23 protein-coding genes are annotated in these 21,268 nt (G+C 53.2%); 13 read left to right on the plus strand and 10 right to left on the minus strand.

Annotated features, from left to right (window positions below; translation table 11 throughout):
- Positions 1-181 precede the first annotated feature (181 nt).
- The 3 genes from DEP07_RS14075 to DEP07_RS14085 all read right to left on the minus strand — a co-directional run bounded on the left by DEP07_RS14075 (position 182) and on the right by DEP07_RS14085 (position 3,153).
- Complete coding sequence (locus tag DEP07_RS14075; RefSeq protein ID WP_122964410.1) at positions 182-1,843, minus strand: putative ABC transporter permease subunit; 1,662 nt, start codon at positions 1,841-1,843, stop codon at positions 182-184.
- Positions 1,836-2,561, minus strand: a complete 726-nt coding sequence (locus DEP07_RS14080; protein WP_122964409.1) for an ABC transporter ATP-binding protein — start codon at positions 2,559-2,561, stop codon at positions 1,836-1,838. Before DEP07_RS14080 ends, DEP07_RS14075 begins: the two co-directional genes overlap by 8 nt.
- 175 nt (positions 2,562-2,736) lie before the next feature.
- On the minus strand, positions 2,737-3,153 hold the full coding sequence (locus DEP07_RS14085; RefSeq protein ID WP_122964408.1) for a hypothetical protein: 417 nt from the start codon (positions 3,151-3,153) through the stop codon (positions 2,737-2,739).
- A 198-nt stretch (positions 3,154-3,351) separates the two neighbouring features.
- On the opposite strand from DEP07_RS14085, the gene DEP07_RS14090 reads away from it, so the two are divergent.
- The 7 genes from DEP07_RS14090 to DEP07_RS14120 all read left to right on the plus strand — a co-directional run bounded on the left by DEP07_RS14090 (position 3,352) and on the right by DEP07_RS14120 (position 9,261).
- Positions 3,352-3,972 carry a hypothetical protein gene (locus tag DEP07_RS14090; RefSeq protein ID WP_287102629.1) on the plus strand — a complete coding sequence of 207 codons (621 nt, stop codon included), beginning with the start codon at positions 3,352-3,354 and terminating at the stop codon, positions 3,970-3,972.
- Positions 3,973-4,322: 350 nt separating this feature from the next.
- Positions 4,323-5,423, plus strand: a complete 1,101-nt coding sequence (gene proB, locus DEP07_RS14095) for a glutamate 5-kinase (RefSeq protein WP_173596702.1) — start codon at positions 4,323-4,325, stop codon at positions 5,421-5,423.
- Between the two features lie 58 nt (positions 5,424-5,481).
- Positions 5,482-6,750: a glutamate-5-semialdehyde dehydrogenase gene (locus tag DEP07_RS14100; RefSeq protein WP_122964405.1), complete on the plus strand. Its 1,269-nt coding sequence runs from the start codon at positions 5,482-5,484 to the stop codon at positions 6,748-6,750.
- 21 nt (positions 6,751-6,771) lie between these two features.
- A complete protein-coding gene (proC, locus tag DEP07_RS14105; RefSeq protein WP_122964404.1) occupies positions 6,772-7,614 on the plus strand; it encodes a pyrroline-5-carboxylate reductase in 843 nt (280 codons plus the stop codon).
- 59 nt (positions 7,615-7,673) lie between these two features.
- Complete coding sequence (locus DEP07_RS14110) at positions 7,674-8,486, plus strand: hypothetical protein (RefSeq protein WP_122964403.1); 813 nt, start codon at positions 7,674-7,676, stop codon at positions 8,484-8,486.
- 117 nt (positions 8,487-8,603) lie between these two features.
- A complete protein-coding gene (locus DEP07_RS14115; RefSeq protein WP_122964402.1) occupies positions 8,604-8,912 on the plus strand; it encodes a ferritin-like domain-containing protein in 309 nt (102 codons plus the stop codon).
- A gap of 16 nt (positions 8,913-8,928) precedes the next feature.
- Complete coding sequence (locus DEP07_RS14120; protein ID WP_122964733.1) at positions 8,929-9,261, plus strand: spore coat protein; 333 nt, start codon at positions 8,929-8,931, stop codon at positions 9,259-9,261.
- Positions 9,262-9,369: 108 nt separating this feature from the next.
- Here DEP07_RS14120 and DEP07_RS14125 read toward each other — a convergent pair whose 3' ends face one another.
- Positions 9,370-10,818 carry an aminotransferase-like domain-containing protein gene (locus tag DEP07_RS14125; RefSeq protein WP_242774425.1) on the minus strand — a complete coding sequence of 483 codons (1,449 nt, stop codon included), beginning with the start codon at positions 10,816-10,818 and terminating at the stop codon, positions 9,370-9,372.
- 144 nt (positions 10,819-10,962) lie between these two features.
- On the opposite strand from DEP07_RS14125, the gene DEP07_RS14130 reads away from it, so the two are divergent.
- The 4 genes from DEP07_RS14130 (at position 10,963) to DEP07_RS14145 (ending at position 13,929) form a co-directional block, all read left to right on the plus strand.
- Positions 10,963-11,577 carry a LysE/ArgO family amino acid transporter gene (locus DEP07_RS14130; RefSeq protein ID WP_122964400.1) on the plus strand — a complete coding sequence of 205 codons (615 nt, stop codon included), beginning with the start codon at positions 10,963-10,965 and terminating at the stop codon, positions 11,575-11,577.
- Positions 11,578-11,653: 76 nt separating this feature from the next.
- A complete protein-coding gene (locus DEP07_RS14135; RefSeq protein WP_122964399.1) occupies positions 11,654-12,271 on the plus strand; it encodes a DUF47 domain-containing protein in 618 nt (205 codons plus the stop codon).
- 18 nt (positions 12,272-12,289) lie between these two features.
- Positions 12,290-13,297: an inorganic phosphate transporter gene (locus tag DEP07_RS14140; protein ID WP_217022213.1), complete on the plus strand. Its 1,008-nt coding sequence runs from the start codon at positions 12,290-12,292 to the stop codon at positions 13,295-13,297.
- Between the two features lie 104 nt (positions 13,298-13,401).
- A complete protein-coding gene (locus tag DEP07_RS14145) occupies positions 13,402-13,929 on the plus strand; it encodes a GNAT family N-acetyltransferase (protein ID WP_122964397.1) in 528 nt (175 codons plus the stop codon).
- A 117-nt stretch (positions 13,930-14,046) separates the two neighbouring features.
- Here the strand turns inward: DEP07_RS14145 and DEP07_RS14150 are convergent, their stop codons facing one another.
- From DEP07_RS14150 to DEP07_RS14160, 3 genes are read right to left on the minus strand one after another with little or no spacing between them, the layout of a single operon-like run.
- The gene (locus tag DEP07_RS14150) at positions 14,047-14,601 is read right to left on the minus strand and encodes a DUF4825 domain-containing protein (protein WP_122964396.1); all 555 of its coding nucleotides are present in this window, start codon (positions 14,599-14,601) and stop codon (positions 14,047-14,049) included.
- 1 nt (position 14,602) lies between these two features.
- Positions 14,603-15,280, minus strand: a complete 678-nt coding sequence (locus DEP07_RS14155; protein ID WP_274874365.1) for a permease prefix domain 1-containing protein — start codon at positions 15,278-15,280, stop codon at positions 14,603-14,605.
- Positions 15,280-15,627, minus strand: coding sequence for a PadR family transcriptional regulator (locus DEP07_RS14160; RefSeq protein WP_122964394.1), 348 nt, complete (start codon positions 15,625-15,627; stop codon positions 15,280-15,282). The genes DEP07_RS14155 and DEP07_RS14160 overlap by 1 nt, the downstream gene beginning before the upstream one ends.
- A 286-nt stretch (positions 15,628-15,913) precedes the next feature.
- Between DEP07_RS14160 and DEP07_RS14165 the strand changes: the two genes are divergently transcribed.
- On the plus strand, positions 15,914-16,303 hold the full coding sequence (locus DEP07_RS14165; RefSeq protein ID WP_122964393.1) for a cupredoxin domain-containing protein: 390 nt from the start codon (positions 15,914-15,916) through the stop codon (positions 16,301-16,303).
- On the opposite strand, the gene DEP07_RS14170 is transcribed toward DEP07_RS14165, so the two are convergent.
- Genes DEP07_RS14170 through panE form a run of 3 tightly spaced genes read right to left on the minus strand, consistent with a single transcriptional unit; the run spans position 16,293 to position 19,435 of the window.
- Entirely contained in the window at positions 16,293-17,513 is a 1,221-nt protein-coding gene (locus DEP07_RS14170) for an MFS transporter (protein WP_122964392.1), read from the minus strand. The two genes, DEP07_RS14165 and DEP07_RS14170, sit on opposite strands and share 11 nt — an antisense overlap.
- Positions 17,514-17,522: 9 nt before the next feature.
- Entirely contained in the window at positions 17,523-18,458 is a 936-nt protein-coding gene (locus DEP07_RS14175) for a 4-hydroxy-3-methylbut-2-enyl diphosphate reductase (protein ID WP_122964391.1), read from the minus strand.
- 47 nt (positions 18,459-18,505) lie between these two features.
- Entirely contained in the window at positions 18,506-19,435 is a 930-nt protein-coding gene (gene panE / locus DEP07_RS14180) for a 2-dehydropantoate 2-reductase (protein ID WP_122964390.1), read from the minus strand.
- A gap of 224 nt (positions 19,436-19,659) precedes the next feature.
- Here panE and glnA point away from each other — a divergent pair, with 224 nt between their 5' ends.
- On the plus strand, positions 19,660-21,078 hold the full coding sequence (glnA, locus tag DEP07_RS14185) for a type I glutamate--ammonia ligase (RefSeq protein WP_063227267.1): 1,419 nt from the start codon (positions 19,660-19,662) through the stop codon (positions 21,076-21,078).
- The last annotated feature ends 190 nt before the right edge of the window (positions 21,079-21,268 follow it).

A 21,268-nucleotide genomic window follows, 5' to 3' on the forward strand; every position in this document is an offset into this window, starting at 1 on the left:
GCGTCGCCCCGGAACCGACTATAGTCCCGAATGCAAAACGATCTCCCTTACATGTATCGGGCGGTATCACGCACTTCTTTATACCCTCTTTTCGCAAAATGTGCTCGGTAAAACGTCATAAGCAAAAAAAGCCGCGCTCCATCAAGGGGAGAACGGCTTTTGCAAGCATCCTAGCGTATCCTCACTCTTCGATCTTTTCCAGCCATCCTGGTCCTTTGGCAACAAGCAGTCTGTAAATCAAAAAATCGAGGAGTACAAAAAGCACAAAAAGTCCCAAAGCCGTGACCCAAAGCGAAGCCCCGATCAGGAAGTTAGCCACAACGACCAACCCTCCCGCCACCAAGCCGATCATAAACAGCAGCAACGTATTCATGTTTTGCTTTACTGCTTCCTGTTCTGAACCCCATCCAAGCTTGGGATGAAGCAGATCAATCGCGATGCCTGCCAGGTTGATGAACAGCACGGACGGAATCACGCACAAGGCAGCGAACAAGAGGAACTCGCCAGGCAGCGCCAGCAGCCAGGCAGCTTCGGCCAGCAGCACAAGAACACTGATGCCACTGAGGAGCAATCCCGGCAGCACTTTTGCCAATATCAGCTGCCCAGGCCCGATCGGCAATGTTTTATTGTAAAAAAACCCTTGCCCATCTCTGGAGATGGCTGTTACCGATGTACTATTCATGCTGCCCAGTATCAAAAACGCCCCGAACACGATCGCCAGGCCGATCCCGCCTGCCTGCTCGCCTTGCATGAGGCTCTGCAAATGCGCAATCAGCTTTTCGCTATCCTCGCGTGCCAAAAGCGGCAGCAAAACAAGGAGCGGAACGAGGATGCTGGATAACGTACAATTCAGCAAAAACGCGGGCGTTCGCCAAAGTATTTTCCATTCTTTTAAAAAGTAAGACGCAAGCCTGGAGCGCTCACGGATCAGCTTTTGAAAAGCGGCCGCACCGACCATTTTTCGCTTGGCCACCGCTTCGCTGATTCCCATTACCCCGGCAAAGTAAAAACGGTTTCCAATCACCAGAAACACGCCGAAGCTCGCCAGTGCCACCAGCAGGAAACTGGCGAGAAAGCCCCAGGAGAGCAACGTTCCGCTGTTTTGCAGGGCGAGGGCTGCCAGCTTGCTTGCCGGAAAGAACTGGGTAATCATGTTCAGCAGTCCGTTTTCCTGGCTGACGATCATCTGTTGCAACTGTTCAATGCTGTCCGCCTTGCTGCTGACCTGACGCTGCACAAACATCTGGAAGCCGAGCGCGACACCAATCGCCAGCAAACCGCTGATCAAGCGGAAGCGTTCCTTGCTTTTGCCTACGTTTGTGAAGCGCATGAACAGCATGACGACGAGAGCCGCCATCACGAGCGGCAAGATCGGCACCAACAAAAAAATGAACAGGGCAAACAAATAGTAAAAAAAGCCCCCTCCGCTCTTCACTCCGTATGTTATCAGAAGCGGCCCCAGCAAGACCAGTGCCGTAAGATACTCATAGACCAGTGCAACCAGGAATTTGGCACTGAGAATGTGCCCAGGCGACAGAGGCAAAGGCAATAGCTGCTCCACATCCTGCGAGTAGTAAAAAACGCTCAGAACGTACAAAATTCCGAACATAAAAATCGCCAGGGAAGCCACTGTCACCCCGAGTCCGAGCAATGCGGCCTGCTGCCCGATCAGTTCCAGCCCGTCATATAGCGCGGAAAGAAAGACGACAGCCCCGAGAATCATCGGGATCATTCCCATGGCAATCGCAATCATAATCAGGACCGTCTTCCAGGCGCTGGCTTTTTGCTTCGTCCCTCCTGCATTTTTGAGCAGCACTTTTGTCAAACCCACTACTTTATTCATGCTTGGTCAACTCCAGGAACAAGCTTTCCAGCGACACGTCCGACTGAAAATGCTGCTGCATCTCTTTAAAGGTGCCGCAAAACAAAATTTTCCCCTTGTTGATGATCGCGACCCGATCACACAGCTTTTCGGCCACCTCAAGCACGTGGGTGGAGAAAAACACGGTCCGTCCACTGTCTGCATGCTCCCGCATCATTTCTTTCAACGTAAACGACGATTTCGGATCAAGTCCTGTGAGCGGTTCATCGAGAATCCACACTTCCGGATTGTGCACGAGCACGCCCATGATCATGATCTTTTGCCGCATGCCGTGCGAATAGCTCTGAATGGAATCGCCCAGTGCGCTCGTCATGTCGAATCTTCTGGCCAGCTCCATGATTCTCTGCCCCCGCACTTCTTTTGGCACCTGGTACATATCGGCCATGAAGTTGACGTACTCCAGCCCCTTGAGCCGCAAAAACTGATCGGGACTATCGGGCACATAGCCAAACTGCTGTTTGGCTTCAAGCGGGGTCGTGCCAATATTTTTTCCGTTAATCGTGATCTCGCCCTGGTCGGGGCGAATCACTCCTGTCACCATCTTGATCGTCGTTGTTTTTCCGGCGCCGTTTGGGCCTAGAAACCCGAATATCTCGCCTTTTGGCACGGTCAGCGTCAACTGGTCGACTGCTTTTGTCGCACCGTTGTAGCTTTTTGTCACATTCACCAGTTCAATCATGTTTGTCCCTCCTAGCCCGCGCTCTTTCCCAGCCTGTTTCCAGCAGCTTCCACCTTATGTATACGAACGGTCTTGCCCAAAAGTTGCGAATACGCAAAAGAGCCGTCGGTTTCTCCCACGGCCCCTGATGTATTCTGCCCGGCACGAGCCAGCAGATACCTTACGTTTTTTCGTTTTAGTTTTGCGGCACAAAGCTGCCGTCGCGCAGCATAGTCAACTCGCCCATGATAAAAGCCAAATCCTCGGATTCTCCCATCGCTCCGCTCTCATCCAACGCTTCCAGACGGCGCAGCAGCATATTGGCGAAGTCAGGAATTTGAATAGGATGTGCTTCCATGTCAGCATCGTCGAGCACGTCATAGCTGGTCAGCGCTTCCAGATGGGTAACGATCCGGAATCCGCCGATTTCCCCCAAAAACTCTTGCTGGTTAATTTTCGATTTTTCCAGTTTTTGCAGCATAGACAGTACATCATTTGCTACTACGCTCGGAAAAGCTACCTGGTAAAAATTACGGTTTTTGGCATCGACCGTTTTGATGATCAAAATATCAATACCGTCCGGTTTTTTTGCCTTTTTTCCAAATCCAAACATTTATTTTCCACCTCAATTGTTCGATCTGCACAACTCTCTTCATGATAGACATAATCCGTGTGTCAGACAACCCCTATCCTGTTTCCTTTTTCCGCGCAAACCTCATTCTTTGGCAACTGGCAGCTTTTCTCTTGGTTATTGATCTCTTTTCCCACACACGCTAACAGGAAACTACCGTTTTTTCAAAAGAGGTGCGCCATGAAAAACAACTGGAAAAACTGGGTGATTTTTCTTTCTCTTTCCTTGCCTCTGTTCTCTGTCGGCTGCACGATGCCCGCCCAAGAGGAGAGCAAAAGCAAGACGAAAGCCCAAAACAAGCCTGTGAAGCTGTCCGCTATTCAGAAGCTCGGCGACAACAAAATGGACGTTGTGCTGTTTTTGAACCGCGCAGAGCATGTACTGGAAGAAGTGTATTTCGCGGCGCTCGACAACGCGAAAGGCAAAACCGTCTACGAAGATGGGCTGGTCTTCCGGGAGCTGCCGAAGCAATTTGAGAGCAAAGACAAAATCGTCGGCTACTTCGGTCGTTATTGGAGCATGCCGCTTGCTCTGTCCATGTACGACAAGCTGACTACCAAGCTGATCAAGGACAAAGTATTTGTCGCCATTCCGCGCGTGGACTATCCAGTTCTCATCTCCGTGCGCAATACGACAGTAGCCAAAAGCAACGGCGAGTTGGATGTCACGGTGCAGGACGCAACCGATTCGTCTTTTGCCTCCGACCGCACGCTGCGCTACCGTCTCGTCCGCGATCAGAAGACGAAGCGCTTCGAGATCAAGGCCAGGTCGGGAGCATATGGCAGCGAACAATTTCAATAACCCTCTTGACATTTCTTGTGGGCCTACAGAATAATAGTGAATTAATAAGCGCATAGTGATCGGCAATGACGGGGAACAGTAAAACCGCCCTTCAGGTCCAGAGAGCGAAATCCAGCGGCTGAGAGGTTTCGCCCATGAATCGGTTCGAACCCACCCCAGAGCATCCAGGGAAGACCTGGACAGGTTTCTTTCACCTGTTATCAAAGAAAGAGAGCCGGATGTTTGCGACTGGACTTCCCTGTCCGCAAACGTCAAATAAGGTGGTACCGCGTAAGGCTAAACATGCCCTTTCGTCCTTAATCAAAGAGACGATTGGGCTTTTTTTATTGTCCTAGCTAGGAGGTTAAAGCATGAAGAAGGGAAAATTGCGTCTCGTTGTCAAAGTGGGCAGCAGCTCGATTGCCGCTGTGGGCGGTGGAGTTGATCCCGCGAAAATGTCGCTGCTCGTCGCAGCCATCAGCAAGCTCCGCGCGGCCGGGCATCAGGTTGTACTCGTTTCTTCGGGAGCAGTCGCAAGCGGTTATCAAAGTCTCGGCTATCAGCAGCGCCCCCGCTCGTTGGCAGCAAAGCAGGCTGCCGCAGCCATCGGCCAAAGTTTGTTGATGCAAACGTACACGCAAATGTTCGCTGCCCACCACTTCAGCGTGGCGCAAATTTTGCTGACGCGGGGAGACTTCTCGCACCGGGAGCGGTATCAGCACGCTTTTCAGACGCTGTCGCTTTTGCTCGACAAAAACATTTTGCCGATCATCAACGAAAACGACACCGTATCGGTCGCAGAGCTGACCTTTGGCGACAACGACATGCTCGGCGCACTGGTCGCAGGCTTGGTACACGCCGATTTGTACATGATTCTCACCGATACGAACGGACTGTATGACAAAGACCCTCGCCATCATCCTGACGCCCAGCGGATCAGCTCGCTTGCAGAAGTCACGGACGAAATCGAGGCACTGGCAAAAGGGGCGTCGCAGCTAGGTACTGGCGGGATGCGCTCCAAACTGATTGCAGCGCGAACGGCGCAAGGTCTGGGGATTCCAAGCTTTATCGGAAAATTGGCGCAACCAGCAGATCTCGTGCAAGCGCTGGCAGGCAACGGCGATGGCACTTATGTCGGCTATCACCCGGAAGCTCCTTCCTCCTCCGGCGTTTCCACCCGCAAACAATGGATTGCGCTGCACTCCCCTGTTCGCGGCACGATCACGGTCGACAGCGGAGCGGCAGAAGCGATTTTAGAGAAAAGCCGCAGCCTGCTTCTGGCGGGGGTACGCGAAGTCTCAGGGAAGTTCGCGGAAGGCGAAGTCATTGAAGTGTATTGCGACGGTTCCCTGATCGGACGGGGCGTCAGCAGATATGGCGCTGACCAGTTGCTCGCTTCTCTTTCTCCTTCCAACTTGACGCGACGCAGCGGCACAGTCATACATCGCGATGAATGGACACCGACACGGTAAGCGTTTTTTAGCGCCTTTTTATAGACAAAGAGACAAAGAACAAGGAGTTGGGGAGAAAATGAAAAGCTTGAAGGAAAACGTGCTGGCACAACTCTCACTGGCAAAGCAGGCTTCGCGGCAGATGGCTCTGCTTGGCCGAGCGGAAAAAGACAAAGCTCTCACGGAAATCGGGAAAAAGCTGCTGGCAGACACTAAGATCATTTTGGCAGCCAACGAACAAGATATCGCCAAGGCGGAAGCTGACGGGCAACCCGCTTCCTATCTCGATCGCTTGCGTCTGACGCCTGCGCGGATGACAGATTTGGCAGACAGCCTGACTTCGCTGGCGGCTCTTGACGATCCCGTCGGGCAGCAAATCGACTCATGGACCCGGCCCAACGGTCTTGTCATCGAGCAAGTTCGCGTTCCGCTTGGCGTCATCGGCATGGTGTACGAAGCCCGGCCGAATGTCACGGTAGATGCGGCAGCGATCGCGCTCAAAACCGGGAATGCCATCGTCCTGCGCGGCAGCCACAGCGCGGTTCACAGCAATCTGGCGCTCGTCCGCTCGATTCGCGAAGCGCTGGCGGTCGCTGGCCTTCCGCAAGAAGCTGTCCAATATTTGCCTTTTGCCGAACATGAATCTGTCGACGTTTTATGCACCGCCAACGGACTCGTGGACGTCATCATTCCTCGCGGCGGCGCCGGGTTGATTCAGCGGGTGCTAAAGCTGGCAAGCGTGCCTGTGTTGGAGACAGGGGTGGGCAATTGTCACATCTACGTGGATCAAGCCGCCCGCTACGACATGGCGGAAGCAATCGCGGTCAACGCCAAAACAAGCCGGCCTGCCGTTTGCAACGCTGCGGAAACGCTGTTGATCCATGCAAGCTGGGCGCACGATTCCCAGCGCTCCCTTTTGCAGAAGCTGCTGGCAGCCGGGGTCGAGTTGCGCGTCTGCGAAAAGACGCGAGCAGTTCACCACGATCTCGCCGACTTGTTGGTCAGCGCTGAGCCGACTGACTGGGATACGGAATACTCCGATCTCGTCCTGGCTGTCCGCACGGTGGACAGTCTGGCAGAAGCGATTGAGCACATCGCCACACATACCACAGGGCATTCCGAAGCAATCGTGACGGAGGACTTGGAGGCAGCCCGGCACTTTTTGGCTTCCGTCGATGCTACTGCCGTCTATCACAATGCGTCTACCCGCTTCACCGATGGCGGCGAATTTGGCTTCGGGGCCGAGATCGGCATCAGTACGCAAAAATTGCACGCTCGCGGGCCGATGGGACTGCCTGCTCTCACCTCTTACAAATACGTCGTGCGCGGCACGGGACAAATCCGCTAGTCCAAAAGGAGGATAACAGCTATGAGCAACCAAGCAACCGCCATCACAAACGGACGAATCGGCTTTCTCGGAGCCGGCTCCATCGTCGAAGCGATGCTCTCGGGAATTTTGAAAAAAGGCTTGATTCAGGCTGAGCGAATGACGGTGACAAACCGGAACAACCTCGAACGGCTGGAGGAGCTGGCTACTGCCTACGGCGTAAGCACCTCGACGGACAAATTCGATGTAGCCCGCACATCCGATATTTTGATTTTGGCAATCAAGCCAAAAGATGCGGGGGAAGCGCTGATGGAGCTTCGCGGAAAGGTGTCTCCCCATCAATTGATCATTTCCGTAGTCGCTGGCGTCTCCACCAGTTTGATCGGGGAATGGCTGGGCGTTGACTGCCCAATCATTCGCACGATGCCCAACACTTCTTCTGCTGTCGGGCTGTCCGCAACCGGGATGAGCGCCAACGCTTTTGTTCAGCCAGAACAGCTTACTCTCGCTACGCGCCTGTTCGAAGCGATTGGCACCGTGTACGAAGTCGCGGAAGAAGAGCTGGATATTATCACGGGTCTGTCCGGCAGCGGTCCCGCCTACATTTACTACCTGGTCGAAGCCATGATGGGCGCAGGTGCGACAGCGGGACTGGATCGGGAAATGGCCCGCCAACTGACGCTTCAAACCGTAATCGGAGCCGCTACGATGCTGCTGGAAACAAGAGCGGAGCCAGCCTTGCTGCGCAAGCAAGTGACCAGTCCGGGAGGAACGACGCAGGCTGGGCTTGCCGTGTTGGAATCGTATCAATTTCAGGAGGCCGTCACCGCCGCGATTTTGCGGGCGACAGAACGGTCCAGAGAAATGGGTGCCGAGTACCGCTGAGCTTTTGTCCCTCTTCTGCTTCTTGTATAATAGAAAAAAACAGTCGAAGGAGGGATTCCATGGAAATCTACGCCCTGTACGGAACCAGTGGCACAGGAAAAAGCTCCAGCGCACTAGAACTCGCCCATCGCATGAACATCGACGCCATTATTGACGATGGCATCCTGATCTACCAGGGGCGCAAGGTGGCCGGAACCTCCGCCAAATACGAAAAGACGAAAATCCAGGCTGTCAAACGGGCGATTTTTCATTACGAGGAGCACGCCGAGGAAGTGCGGCGCAGTCTCGAACAGCATCAACCGGGACGGCTGCTGATTCTCGGCACGTCCCAGCGCATGATCACCCGGATTGTAGAGGCGCTGCATTTGCCCGCTTCCATCGAATACATTCCCATCGAATCGATCAAACCGCCGCAGGAAATCGAGGCTGCCCGCTATGTACGGGAAACGATGGGCAGACACGTCATTCCGATTCCGCGCGTCGAAGTGGAAAAAGACTTTTTGCAACGGCTGATCTCCTCCGCCACCCAAATATTCAGTTCGAAAAAAGAGGTCATCGGAGAATCGACCGTCGTGCATCCGCCTTTTTCCGGCGGACGGATCGTCATTCACCCGCAAGTTTTGCGCAAAATCGCTCAGGCTACATGCAGCCGCTACGAGGAAGTCAGCCAGGTCGTCAAAGTGCTGTTCTCGTTTGAAGATTTGCCGCGGCTTCAAATTACATTGGCGCTCAAGCTGCCTTATTTGACGGATATAACCAAGCTCGTCCGCGACATTCAGGAGGATTTGCACAAAGAAGCAAGCTTTTGCCTGAACATCGCTCCTGCCAGCATCGACATCCAGGTCGCCTCGCTGGAGCTGTCTCATTCGTAATATATGGAACCGATCCTGCGCTGATCGGTTCTTTATTTTTTGCCGGAAACAGGCAGGGTTACTTGCTTCGGAGTTGTCCATCCTATACATGTATCTCAACATGAAAGGAGCAATCAGATGCCATCCATCATGTCTTCCCTGCCTTTTACGCAAGCGCCGATTCCCGAGCCGCCCAAAGTCATCTCGACAAAAGACTTGAGCTATATAAAGGACGCGCTCTCCTGGGAGCTGCTTGCCTTTAAGAAGCTACATTTCTTTGCCCAGCAAGCGACTGACCCGGATGTAAAACAATGTCTGGAGAAAACCGGACGCATGCACCAACAGCATTACCAGAAGCTGCTCTCCCATCTCCAGAACAACAACACAGCGATCATGGCTACCTTGCCGCAGACGCAATCCCAACAACAGCAGCAACAAATGCAGTAAGGGAGGGAAAATGACGATGCCAAACCAAAATCAGATCGCCAATCCGCAATCCGGTCAGCTGCCACAAGTCAAAGGTCCGCAAATGAACGACCGCGACTTTATCAACGACTGCCTGGCAACATGCAAATACGTGACCGACGGCTTGAACGTCGCTGTTCGTGAAGCGAGCCACCAACAGCTGCACGCCGATATGATGCAGATGCTGGATGAAACGCACCAATCAGCGCGGGAAGCGTACAACTTGATGTTCCAAAAAGGCTGGTACAAGCTCGAAGCGGCAGAACAGCAAAAGCTGGAGCAAGCGTACCAGCAGTTCTCCGGGTATTCCACCCAGTTCCCTTATCATTAAGCCTGCTCACGCAGCATCCGTCTTGGACAGCCACGGCCCGTTCTGTTTTGCGGGTCGTGGCTGTTTTGCGCTGACAATCTGGCGCAATTCATTTTCATTGATCGCTTTTCACTCGCTTGCCCTCAATAGCTTGGCGACAGTGTGTAGCGCCCGCTCCATTTCTGCCTCATCTGCATACGCATAAGACAAGCGCAAATGCTGGCTGTCCGTCTGGTCGTACACATAGCCAGGATTGAGCAAAATGCCTTCCGCCAAAGCTTGGGTAAACAGCTTGCGCATCGACACAGCCTGGCGCAAGCGGAGCCAGACGTAAAATCCTCCTTGGGGAACATGCCAGTCGGCCAAATCGCCAAACCAGCGGGCAAGCAGCTCGCACATGCGATCTCTTCGCACACGCAAGGACTGGCGAATGTGCCTCAGATGACGCTCGTAGCGTCCTGACGTCAGCCACTCGGTTGCGGCCCATTGCGAGAGGGCGCTGGAGCCGTAATCAATCTGCATTTTCACATCAGCCAGCCGTTCGATGACCGGCTGCGGCCCGACAATCCAGCCGATACGCAAGCCAGGACTTAGCGTCTTGGACAAGCTGCCCATGTAAAGCACCAGCCCGCTTCGATCACTCGCTTTCAGCGGAGCAGGTCCCGGCGCGTCCAGCCATAGCTCCCCGTACACATCGTCTTCCAAAATCGGCAATTGCGCTTTTTCGCATGTCGCCATGATCTGGCGTCTGCGCTGTTCGCTCATCAAAATGCTGGTCGGATTGTGAAAGGCGGGAATCGTATACAACAGCGCCCCGTTGTGGAGCTGCTTTTGCCGTGTGAGGGCTTGTGGCGATATTCCTTGTTCATCCATCGGAACACCTGCCAGTCTCATTCCCGAAGACTGAAACAGCGGCAGCGAAAACAAGTAGGATGGCTGCTCAAGCAAAATCGTCGAGCCTTTGTGCAAAATGCCGAGAGAAATCAGCTGCAACGCTTGCAAGGCTCCCGATACAACCAAAATCGATGCTGGCGAGGCTGCGATTCCTTGCTTGAGCAACTGCGCGCTGATGGCTTCGCGCAACGGAAGCAGCCCTTTTGGTTCCGGGTAGCCAAGCTGCGTCATTTTTCCCCGCAAATCAGCGAGAACATCCTCCATCTCCGCTGTCGGAATCAACCGTGGCGACAGCTCTCCCGTTCCCATCCGGATGTAGCGCGGATCTGGCTCGTAGCGATTAATGTCTTGAATCGTCGGCAAATTGGGCAAATGCGTGCCCGACTGCACGTACCCGAGCCAATCAGGAGGCGGCGTAGTGGCCAAGAGCGACCACGAGTTATTGCAGACGACCGAACCGCTGCCGACCGTCGCTTCAATCAGTCCTTCCGCTTTCAGCTCCTCCAAGGCGGTCACAACCGTGCTGCGGTTCACTCCGAAAGCTGCGGCCAAAGCGCGCTGCGCAGGCAGCTTGCTGTTGATCGGCCATTCGCCCCCGGCAATCTTCCCTTTTATATAGGCGACAATCTGGGCATACACAGGCATGTCTCCCGCTTTGTCCGGCTTCCAGTCAATCGTCAGCATCCGTTCTCTCCTCCTCTTACGTCCATTGTACAAATTGGTTGGGATGCGAGCAAACCAATTGGCTGGAGACATTCCGCCCTTCCTCCGCCATAATGTCGGTAACGCAATCACTCATGTGCTTATGGGAAAAAGGAGGAAGAAATCGTGGCCGAAGCCATTTTGCACGGTTTTGTGCTCGCCTTTGGGCTGATTTTGCCGCTTGGAGCGCAAAACGTGTTTGTATTCAATCAAGGAGCTTCGCAGCCTACGTTGTGGCGAGCCGCACCTGTCATTGTTACGGCTGCCGTATGCGATGCCATCCTGATTTTGCTCGCTGTTCTCGGCGTATCCTTGATCGTGTTGACTGTGACCTGGCTGAAAACGGTCTTGTACATAATCGGCGTCTGCTTTTTGCTGTACATGGGCTACTTGACCTGGCGCAGCCGTCCCGATCCGGAAAACAGAGAGAAGGAAAGCTTTTCCGCGAAAAAGCAAATGATGTTTGCCGCTTCGGTGTCGCTGCTCAATCCGCATGCGATCCTCGATACGATCGGGGTAATCGGGACCAGCTCGCTCAGCTATGCAGGCACGGAAAAGTGGGGCTTTACGCTCGCCTGCATTCTCGTCTCCTGCCTCTGGTTTTTCGGCTTGGCGCTGGCAGGCAGAATCACGGGCAAGCTGGATCGCTCCGGCAGCTTGCTGCGCACATTGAACATCGTTTCGGCGCTGATCATGTGGGGTGTCGCCGTTTACATGGCAAGCCAGCTCCTTTCGCTCTAGATTTGCGAAAAGTGAATAACGAAACCCGCCTCCACTCACACTATGTCTAGTCGACTTACGATGTGGAGGTCTTTTTATGCTTTTTACCAAATCGGATGCCCTTTTGGACGACTTGTACGAAATCGCCAAAAACGTGCATGATTCCGCTGTGTATTTCAACCAATATAAAATCAATTCGCTGGACACCTTAAAAAGCTTTGCCGAGGAAATGAAAGTGTTCGAGTCAAAGGGCGACAAGCTGATCCACGAAATCATTGTGCGCATCAACAAGACGTTCATCACGGCAATCGAGCGTGAAGACGTGATGAACCTGGCGATCAAGCTGGACGATGTGCTGGACGGTCTGGAAGGGTGTGCGGCTCGCCTTTACATGTACGACATCATGGAGCCGGATGAAACAATGGTGCGGTTCGGCCAGCTGATCGAGGATTCTACCCAGCAAATTTTGCTCGCCATCGAGCTGTTGCAAAAGCAAAAGCTGCCAGGCATGAAGGAGTACATTATTCGGATCAACGATTTGGAAAGTACCGGGGATGAGCTTGAGCGGGAAAGTATTCGCCGGCTGTTCAAAGCGTCGAGCGATCCGATTCACATTATGCAGTTCAAGGAGATTTACGAGGTACTGGAGGACATCATGGATCATTGCGAGGATGTCGCTGACGCGATGGAGACTGTAATCATGGGCAATACATAAACCAAGGAGGCTACTCTCATGCATACAAGCCTGCCTCTTGTTGTGGCTGTTATTGTGCTGGCTGTTTCTTTTGACTTTATCAACGGCTTCCACGATACGGCCAACGCGATCGCCACCACCGTCTCGACAAAAGCATTGCCGCCGAAAACGGCTATTGCGCTGGCTGCCGTGATGAATTTTGTCGGCGCTCTCGCCTTTACCGGAGTCGCGAAAACGATCGGAGGAAAAATCGCCGATCCCGCCAAGCTGGAATTTGGCGTATTGATCGTGCTGGCTGCGCTGTTGGCCGCGATCTTCTGGAACTTGGTTACGTGGTGGTACGGCATTCCCAGCAGTTCTTCCCACGCATTGATCGGCTCAGTCGTGGGAGCGGTTCTCACTTCGGCCGGCGTGCAGCAAATTAACTGGAACGGCTTCGTCGAAATTTTCGAGGCGTTGATTTTGTCGCCGATCATCGCGCTCGTCGCCGCTTTTGTGTTGATGAAGCTCGTTTACGCCGTGTTTCGCAGCATCCACATCCCGCCCGCCAAAGTGAACCGGGGCTTTCGTTACTTTCAGATCGTCACCGCCGCCCTGCAATCTTTTACACACGGAACGAACGATGCACAAAAAGCGATGGGCATTATCGTCTTTGCTCTGGTAGCTGCTGGCTTGCATACTGATACGGCGACCATTCCGTTTTGGGTCCAGCTGATTTGCGCGATATCGATGGGGCTTGGCACCTCTGTCGGCGGCTGGAAAATTATCAAGACCGTCGGCGGCAAAATTACGAAAATCGAGCCGATCAACGGCGCTACCGCCGATTTAAGCTCCTCCACGATCATTTTTACCTTTACACAGCTGGGGCTTCCGGTCAGCTCCACCCATGTGATTTCGTCGGGAATTATGGGCGTCGGGGCGGCAAAACGGCTGAAAGGGGTCAACTGGGGCGTCGCCAAGCGAATCATCATTACGTGGTTTATCACCCTCCCCATCTCCGCGCTGCTTGCTGCTTTCTTTTACTACGTGTTAAGCCTGTTTTTTTAATGGGGGGTGCTGTATTCAAAGCCGCCTTCGCGAATGTGATCGCCAGTACGCCATCTGAATCAGCTTGATGTACAATGGGGAAAAGACATTCGGAGGAATAGATCATGCCGATTCGTGCAGAAAAACCGAGCGATTATCTCGCAACCGAGCAAGTAGTACAAGCCGCCTTTGCCGATGAGCCTTTCAGTGATCACAGCGAGCATCTTTTGGTTTCGCGCTTGCGAGCATCCGACGCATTCATCCCTGCCCTGTCACTCGTCTATGAAGAGCACGACAGCATCATCGGACATTTGTTGCTGAGCAAAATCGAGATCGTTCACGCTGGCGGCTCTTGCCATCAGGCGCTCGCCCTGGCTCCCGTCTCCGTCCTCCCCTCCCAGCAAGGAAAAGGAATCGGGACTGCGCTGATCAACAAGTCGATCGAGATCGCCAAAGAGCTTGGGTATACAGCGATCGTCGTGCTCGGACATGCGAAATACTACCCCAAGTTCGGCTTCCGTCCCGCTTCGCAATGGGATATCCGCGCTCCTTTTGAAGTGCCGGACGAAGCATTCATGGCGCTGGAGCTTGTTCCTGGCGGTCTGGATGGCGTCCATGGAACGGTTCGCTATTCTCCAGCGTTTTTTGCCTAAGGCAAGCGCAAGCGGCCCTCAAGCCTGCTCCCGGCCAAACAGAAAAAGCAAGCCTTCCCCTGCTTGCCGGGAGACGGGACTGACCCCCAAACAGAAGACTTCTTGCTTTTCCTACCTCTACTGCCGCTTTTCTCGCAGCAACTTCACACTCTCTGCCAAAAACGCCTCGTCTCTCCACTTCTCCTGCACTTCGGACCGCCACTTGTCTGTCGTCAACAGCGACTCCAAATCGTCTCCAAACGCTTTTTGAATGTCGGCGCGGGCAATCGTCAGCGTCTCGTCCACGAACTGGTACTCGATGATTTGCAAATTGTCAATCAGGGCAAAAGCCGCAACAGAATTGTACAGCAGAGCTTGCCTGATCTTTTTCTCGTCGGAACGCAACTCGCTGGCTTCGTACTTGACCTCAATCGCAAATTGCTCGGGACGCAGCTGAAACGAGCGCCGCTCATTGCTCAACGGCAAATGGTTGAACAAATTCAGGTTGGAAACCGCCCCCATGTATTTGTGCTTGTACGGCAAAATCGTTTGCAAATCGTGTGTCAGCGGATTTTGCTGGTCTTCCAAATACTGTTTGGCAGCAAGCTCTCTGTCAGGAATGATGACGCCCTGAATCAAGGCAAACATGCCCAAACCGATTACCGCGAGCAAAACAATCAGCTTCGTTCTCATCTCAATCTTCCTCCCTCGCTTCGCACTGCATCATCACATCTGGGACGACGTGCAACAACAGCGGCACGATGATAGAGACGAGGGGCAACACATACTCTACGGCGACCGTGGCGAACTGATACGGCCCGGACAGGCTGATCTCCCTGGCGAACCAAATATCGCTGCCAAAATGCAGCGCTGTCGTATACGCAACCGATACAGCCATGTACAATCCCCACAGCAACCAGGCCGTTTTTCGCAAGGTAAAAGCAGAGCGAAGGCTCAGCTCGACAGCTTTTCGCTTGCCAGTCTTCCGATTTATCCCGAGCAAAACAGCAAACACAGCTCCTTCCAGCAAACAAAGGGCAAGCAAACTGTGATTCAGCAAAATGCCCATTCCCCATATCCGCAGCGGCATCGTCAGCACCCAGGCGACCAAGGTGTACAAAAGCGCGCGCTGTACCAGCTCCTGCAAAAAGATCGCGGCGTATACCTTGCGCTTTTCCCCGACGAGCTGATCCGCCGAGGGAAGCTGCTCGATGGCGACACGCATCGCTTCTTCCAGCTCCATCCCGTCTGCGACCAAATCCGCGACTCGCGCTTCCAGATTGCTCAGCACTTCCCACTTCAACTCTTCTATCTGGCTGCTCTTTTTGTATTTGTAAAACAGCTTTTCCACATGAGCTTGCAGATGTTCCATCACGCTTCCTCCTGTCTGGCGATCAGCTTGTCTATCAACCGTTTGGCGACCTGCCACGAAGCGAGCGCGCTTGCATATGCCGCCCTGCCTTCTGCGGTGATCTGATAATATTTGCGCCTGCCGCCCTGACTTTCATCGCCCCAATATGACGAAATGAGCTTTTGCCCCTCCAATCTTTTCAGACTGGTGTACAGGGAAGGCTCCTTCAATTCATATTGCTGCTCGCTGTTTTGAAAAATCGTTTTGATGATCTCATATCCGTAACTGTCTTTTTCACACAAAACCCGCAGAATGATCGTATCGATGTGTCCGCGGATCAAATCGCTGCTAATGCCTTTGTCACTCATCCGGCTCACCTCGCAAGTACAGCATAGCACATATTACTATGTGTGACAAAGTAATATGCGTGAGATAGATTGAATCGCTCTGTTCCGCAAAAAGAAAAAGCCCTCTTTTTCAAGAGAGCTTTTCACTATTCACTCCTGCAAGACACAGACCATTCGCCCGCGATGGCAGCATTTCGCCTTGCGTCGGGGGCTGAGGAAAAATGTGTTTATTGGGCAATGACTGAGGACAGGATAATAGTACAATCTACAACCACCATGTTATTGCCGCAAAGGAGCTGAATGCAAAATGTCTCGTCAATGGTTCCGGCAGCTTCGCTATCCACTCCTCGCACTTGCCGTGACATTAACGCTGCTTTGGACGCATCATCATCAACACATGCTTACTTCCTACGCCGCCACAACGCGGACGCACACCGTCACGATTTCCGGCGCCGGCTTTCTCCCCAGCCAGCTGTCTGCCAAAGAAGGCGAGCGAGTCTCCCTCATGATCGTCAACACAGACACCCGGCCGCACAATCTGTCCATACGCGAGCTGAACCTGGCTTCCATGGAGCTGAAGCCTACCCAGTCGACCATGTTGCAGTTTTCCGCCGCTAAAAAAGGGCGGTTCTTCTTCGTTTCGGATGCACCTGGCTATCCGGAAAGCGGCTATCAGGGCATGCTCATTATTGAGTAACCTCCGCGTCCTCGTCGAACGAACGCTGCTTCCACGGCCCGAATTTGATCATCACCAACGGAATGATCCCGATTACCGTGATGATCCCGAAAAATAAATAAATGCCTAGCGTGGAATAGGAATCTTTGATCCAGCCAGCCGCCAGATTGCACAGCATCGTTCCCAGCCCGCCTCCCACGGAAAAGAAGATGGCCAGCGCCGTCACCTGGAGGGAAGCGGGCGTATTTTCGCGCACAAATTGGGCGGATGTCGCCAAGTAAAATCCGACCGAAATTCCTTGGACGAAAAACATGGCGATGACTAGCGTCGTGCTTGGAGCCGAGCTGTACCAAAGCCAGCGTGCCGCTCCGAATACAGCGGCGAGCAAAAGCGTCAGCTCCAGCCCCCACCTCCGCACGATCATGCCTGCCAGCTTCATGAACGGCGCTTCACTGCCTGCGAACAACAGAAAAGCCAGCCCTACTCCCGCCACAGTGCCGCCAATCTCCTGATAAAACAGCGAAAACCAGATGTTGTTCGCGTTCACAGCTCCGAGCACGCAAAACGACGCCAAAAGAAACAACAAATAGCGCGGCATCCGCAGCAGATCGCGCATGCCAGTCAGCATGCCAACCCGAAAGCGCGGCGTCTCCTGCGACTCATCCGGTACGCGCAACACAAGCAGCACGGCGATCAACAGCGCGAAACAGTAAGAATAAAAGAGCACGGACGGCCCCAGCTTCTCAACCAGCAGCCCTGTGACCAATGCCGCAAGCGCAAACCCTACCGCTCCCCATAAGCGGATGTCGCCGAATTGCAGCCCGTTTTTTTTCGCATATCCCAACGCCAGACTGTCGGAGACCGGGATAATCGCGCTTTGAAAAAACGACAGGATCAGGTAAAGCAAAAAGACAAAAGCAAAGGCAGACGTCCCGATGAAAAACAATCCTACCAATCCCGAGACAACAAGTGTCAGAATCAACACAGTTTTGCGAATTTGAAAGCGGTCACAAAAAAGGCCCCACATCGGCTGAGCGATAATCGAAACGACTGGGGCTACGGCACTGATCAATCCAATCTGGGTGCCTGTGAGCGAAATGGAATTGTAATACTGGGTAATGAGCGGAGAAAATGCCCCAAACCCGTAATAAATAAAAAGGTAAAGGGCGCTGAGACTGAAGTATCTCCCGCCAGCGCCCGATAATCCGATACCGACCTGTGATCCTGGCATATGGCTCTCCTATTTCACCCTCGGCAAAATTTTCGTCATGTCGACAGTCCGTTTCTTTTCCCATGTAGCCGGGTTGAACTCATCAAATTGCTCCAGGAACGAAATGACTTCCTTGGTCAAAGGAGTTGGCGTAGACGCCCCGGACGTAACCGCCACGTTTTTCTTTCCGCGCAGCCATTCGATGTCCAGCTCGGACAAATCGGCAATCCGATAGGACGGCACATTCGCGATCTCCTCCGACACTTGGGCCAATCGGTTCGAGTTGTTGCTTCGCGGATCGCCCACGACGAGACACAGATCGGCTTCTCCTGCCTGGCCAGCCACCGCTTCTTGACGAACTTGCGTTGCCAGACAAATCTCGTTGTGCACTTCCACCCCCGGGAAGCGCTCCAGAATGGCGTCCATCAAATGCTTGACATCCCACTGGCTCATCGTCGTCTGATTGGTCACGATGAGTTTGTCAGTCGGTACGTCGAGCTGCTCCAGCTCTTCGATTTTTTGCACGAGATGCACGCGATCCGGCGCAATGCCGACAGCGCCCTCCGGCTCTGGATGCCCCTTTTTCCCGATGTAAATCACATGATAGCCGTCCGCGATTTTTTCACGGATCAGATCGTGTGTCTTGGTCACGTCCGGGCAGGTCGCATCGACTACTGTCAGCCCTTTGTCCCTTGCTTTTTTCCGCACCTCGGGAGAGACGCCGTGCGCGGTGAAGATGACGGTTCCTTCGTCGATCTGATCCAAGAGAGCCATCCGGTCTTCTCCGTCCAACGTTTTGACGCCTTGTTTTTCAAACGCCTCAACGATGTGGGCATTGTGTACGATCATGCCCAATATGTGAATCGGGCGGGGAAAGTCGAGATTGTTGGCTGTACGCGCTGCCAAGACCATGGCCTCGACAACACCATAGCAATATCCGCGGGGGGAAATCTTGATGACTTCCATCTATAACCCCTCCTAAATTTCTAATGATGTTCGCCCACTATTATACCTTATTTGCCTTCTTCCCGCTTCAGTTCGTAAACCTTCAGATTATTGTAGACAACTTTCAAAAGCGGAGTGGACAAGCCGCTTTGCTCGGCTCGCTCCAAAAGGTAGCCTTGCAGATGGTCGGCTTCGACCGGAAGCCCTTTTTCCATATCGCGGAGCATGGAGGACTTCGTCTGCGGGCGCTGGTTTTGGAAAGTCTCCATTTGCTTTTCGACGATGTCCGGCTTGATCGGTGCTTCCAGAGCTTGCATGACCGAAACGATTTCCTCAGCCAGCTGTCTTGTCAGCTCTACACCGTACGCCGCTTCGCGAATCGGACCGACAGCAGAGTTCATGAGCGTAGTGATCCCGGAGAACGTCGCAATGAACAAGTATTTGTGCCAAGCCTCTCGCTGGATGTTGTTACTGGCCCGCATCGTTCCGTTAATATTGGCAAAAGCTTGCTCGATCTTCTCGACACGCTCGCTTTTTCCGCCCTCCCATTCCCCGAACACCGCATCGTGGATCGGGCTGGTTTGCACGACATCGCCCTCTGCATTCAGCGTTGTTTCAATAAAACAAAGCCCTCCCAGCACACGCTCGCGCCCGAAGCGATCCCACAGCAGCTCCATGTGAGCGATTCCGTTCAGCAACGGGATGACGACCGTATGTTCACTGACGTAGGGAGCAATCGCGTCGATGCTTTCTGTTAGCGTGTACGCTTTGTTGGACAACAATACGACGTCAAAAGGCCCCGCAGCTTCCCCCGCCTGAATCATCTGCGGCTGTTCCAGATGCAAGTCGCCGTGAATGCTTTGCACCCGCAATCCCCGCTCTTGCATTTGCTTGTATCTACGTTCGCGCACCAGAAACGTTACATCCACCCCTGACTCCGCCAATCTGCCGCCAAAGTAACCGCCAATTCCGCCCGCTCCCAGTACCAATACTTTCATCGCCGTTCGCCTCCATTTATTCGTAATAGTTCGTCTATATTCTACAAAACCGGAACCAATTTCAAAACCCCGCAATATCATGTTAGAAAAACTAACATATAAAGTTAGAAAACCTCTTGACGAACATTGTTTGTTATCGCTATAATTCGAGATATAGAAATTCACGAAAACACGAACAATAATTTACCAAATACGAAAATATTTCGCGATTGGAGTGGGTTGTTTTGGATATGAAAACTGTTTTGTCCACCATTGATGCAGAGAAAGTGGAATATGTAGATTTCCGTATCGTCGATCTGCTTGGCCGTCAACACCACGTTACCGTTCCTGCTTACGCCGTAGATGAAGGCACCTTCCGCAATGGCGTTGCCTTCGATGGTTCCAGTCTCGTCGGCTACAAATCCATCGAGGAAAGCGACATGGTTGCCATGCCGGACCCGTCCACCGCTTTTATCGATCCTTTTGTAGAAGCAAAAACAATGAACATCGTCTGTAACATTGCCAATCCGGACAACACCACATACACTCGCGACCCGCGCGGCATCGCCCTCAAGGCAGAAGCGTACTTGCAACAAACTGGTCTGGCTACCGCAGCCTACTTCGGCCCGGAATCCGAGTTTTTCCTGTTCGACAGCGTGCGCTACGACTCCGGCCCATCCGGCTCCTACTTCCATATCGATTCCGAGGAAGCGTTCTGGAACACCGGAAAAGAAGGCCAAAACCTGGGATACAAAGTTCGCAACAAAGGCGGATACTTCCCTGTGCAGCCGACTGATTCCCAAATGGATATCCGCAACGAAATGTGCACCTTGATGACTCAGGCTGGACTTTACGTGGAGCGTCATCACCACGAAGTAGCTACTGCCGGTCAAGGCGAGATCAACTTCCGTTTCGACACCTTGACTCGCACTGCCGACAACTTGCTGCTGTTCAAATACATCGTGCGCAACGTAGCGGCAAAGCACGGCAAGACAGCGACTTTCATGCCGAAACCAATCGTCGGCGACAACGGCTCCGGCATGCACGTCCACCAAAGCTTGTTCGACGGCGACACTCCGCTGTTCTACGAGCAAGGCGGCTATGCAAACCTGAGCGAGACTGCACTCCACTACATCGGCGGCATTTTGCACCACGCGCCTGCCCTGATCGCCTTGACTAACCCGAGCACCAACTCGTTCAAACGTCTCGTTCCTGGCTACGAAGCGCCAGTCAATCTCGTATTCTCCAAAGGAAACCGCTCCGCCGCTGTACGGATTCCGGTAGCAGCCGTGACTCCGAAAGCGTCCCGGATCGAATTTCGCACGCCAGACTCTACCGCCAACCCATACCTGGCCTTCGCTGCCATGCTGATGGCTGGTCTGGACGGCATCAAGCGCAAAATCGACCCGCGCGAGCTTGGCTACGGCCCGCTGGACAAAAACATCTATGACTTGACCGACGCCGAAAAACACGAGATCAAGCGCGCCCCTGGCTCTTTGGAGGAAGCATTGACTGCTCTGGAGCAAGACCACGCTTTCCTGCTCGAAGGCGACGTGTTCACGAAGGAAGTCATCGAAAGCTGGATCGCCCTGAAACGCGCCGACATCCAACAAGTCGAGCGCACGGTGAATCCGAAAGAGTTTGAGTTGTATTACGATCTGTAAGATTTAAGGGGACAATTCACGGACAAATACTGCAAATAAAGAACACATGCTCCCGATTAATGATTAAGCCTTCCTGAATGGAAGGCTTTTTTTACATTGCTTCGCTTGAATGTTTGACCTTTTTGGGTCATGAAAAATCCCCTCCAAGTAGAGTGTGCCGTCCCTCGCTAAGCGGGTGGGCTTTTTACAC

This window comes from Brevibacillus sp., assembly GCF_003521185.1.
Lineage (GTDB): Bacteria > Bacillota > Bacilli > Brevibacillales > Brevibacillaceae > Brevibacillus > Brevibacillus parabrevis.

Bases quoted from the DNA above. Each gene is read 5' to 3' on its own strand.
- DEP07_RS14100 (WP_122964405.1), top strand. From the start codon at position 5,482: ATGAAAAGCTTGAAGGAAAACGTGCTGGCACAACTCTCACTGGCAAAG.
- DEP07_RS14135 (WP_122964399.1), top strand. From the start codon at position 11,654: ATGCTTTTTACCAAATCGGATGCCCTTTTGGACGACTTGTACGAAATC.
- proB (WP_173596702.1), top strand. From the start codon at position 4,323: ATGAAGAAGGGAAAATTGCGTCTCGTTGTCAAAGTGGGCAGCAGCTCG.
- DEP07_RS14165 (WP_122964393.1), top strand. From the start codon at position 15,914: ATGTCTCGTCAATGGTTCCGGCAGCTTCGCTATCCACTCCTCGCACTT.
- proC (WP_122964404.1), top strand. From the start codon at position 6,772: ATGAGCAACCAAGCAACCGCCATCACAAACGGACGAATCGGCTTTCTC.
- DEP07_RS14175 (WP_122964391.1), bottom strand. From the start codon at position 18,458: ATGGAAGTCATCAAGATTTCCCCCCGCGGATATTGCTATGGTGTTGTC.
- DEP07_RS14155 (WP_274874365.1), bottom strand. From the start codon at position 15,280: ATGGAACATCTGCAAGCTCATGTGGAAAAGCTGTTTTACAAATACAAA.
- DEP07_RS14115 (WP_122964402.1), top strand. From the start codon at position 8,604: ATGCCATCCATCATGTCTTCCCTGCCTTTTACGCAAGCGCCGATTCCC.
- DEP07_RS14075 (WP_122964410.1), bottom strand. From the start codon at position 1,843: ATGAATAAAGTAGTGGGTTTGACAAAAGTGCTGCTCAAAAATGCAGGA.
- DEP07_RS14160 (WP_122964394.1), bottom strand. From the start codon at position 15,627: ATGAGTGACAAAGGCATTAGCAGCGATTTGATCCGCGGACACATCGAT.
- DEP07_RS14150 (WP_122964396.1), bottom strand. From the start codon at position 14,601: ATGAGAACGAAGCTGATTGTTTTGCTCGCGGTAATCGGTTTGGGCATG.
- DEP07_RS14080 (WP_122964409.1), bottom strand. From the start codon at position 2,561: ATGATTGAACTGGTGAATGTGACAAAAAGCTACAACGGTGCGACAAAA.
- panE (WP_122964390.1), bottom strand. From the start codon at position 19,435: ATGAAAGTATTGGTACTGGGAGCGGGCGGAATTGGCGGTTACTTTGGC.
- DEP07_RS14125 (WP_242774425.1), bottom strand. From the start codon at position 10,818: ATGCTGACGATTGACTGGAAGCCGGACAAAGCGGGAGACATGCCTGTG.
- DEP07_RS14120 (WP_122964733.1), top strand. From the start codon at position 8,929: ATGCCAAACCAAAATCAGATCGCCAATCCGCAATCCGGTCAGCTGCCA.
- DEP07_RS14145 (WP_122964397.1), top strand. From the start codon at position 13,402: ATGCCGATTCGTGCAGAAAAACCGAGCGATTATCTCGCAACCGAGCAA.
- DEP07_RS14170 (WP_122964392.1), bottom strand. From the start codon at position 17,513: ATGCCAGGATCACAGGTCGGTATCGGATTATCGGGCGCTGGCGGGAGA.
- DEP07_RS14090 (WP_287102629.1), top strand. From the start codon at position 3,352: ATGAAAAACAACTGGAAAAACTGGGTGATTTTTCTTTCTCTTTCCTTG.
- DEP07_RS14110 (WP_122964403.1), top strand. From the start codon at position 7,674: ATGGAAATCTACGCCCTGTACGGAACCAGTGGCACAGGAAAAAGCTCC.
- DEP07_RS14085 (WP_122964408.1), bottom strand. From the start codon at position 3,153: ATGTTTGGATTTGGAAAAAAGGCAAAAAAACCGGACGGTATTGATATT.
- DEP07_RS14140 (WP_217022213.1), top strand. From the start codon at position 12,290: ATGCATACAAGCCTGCCTCTTGTTGTGGCTGTTATTGTGCTGGCTGTT.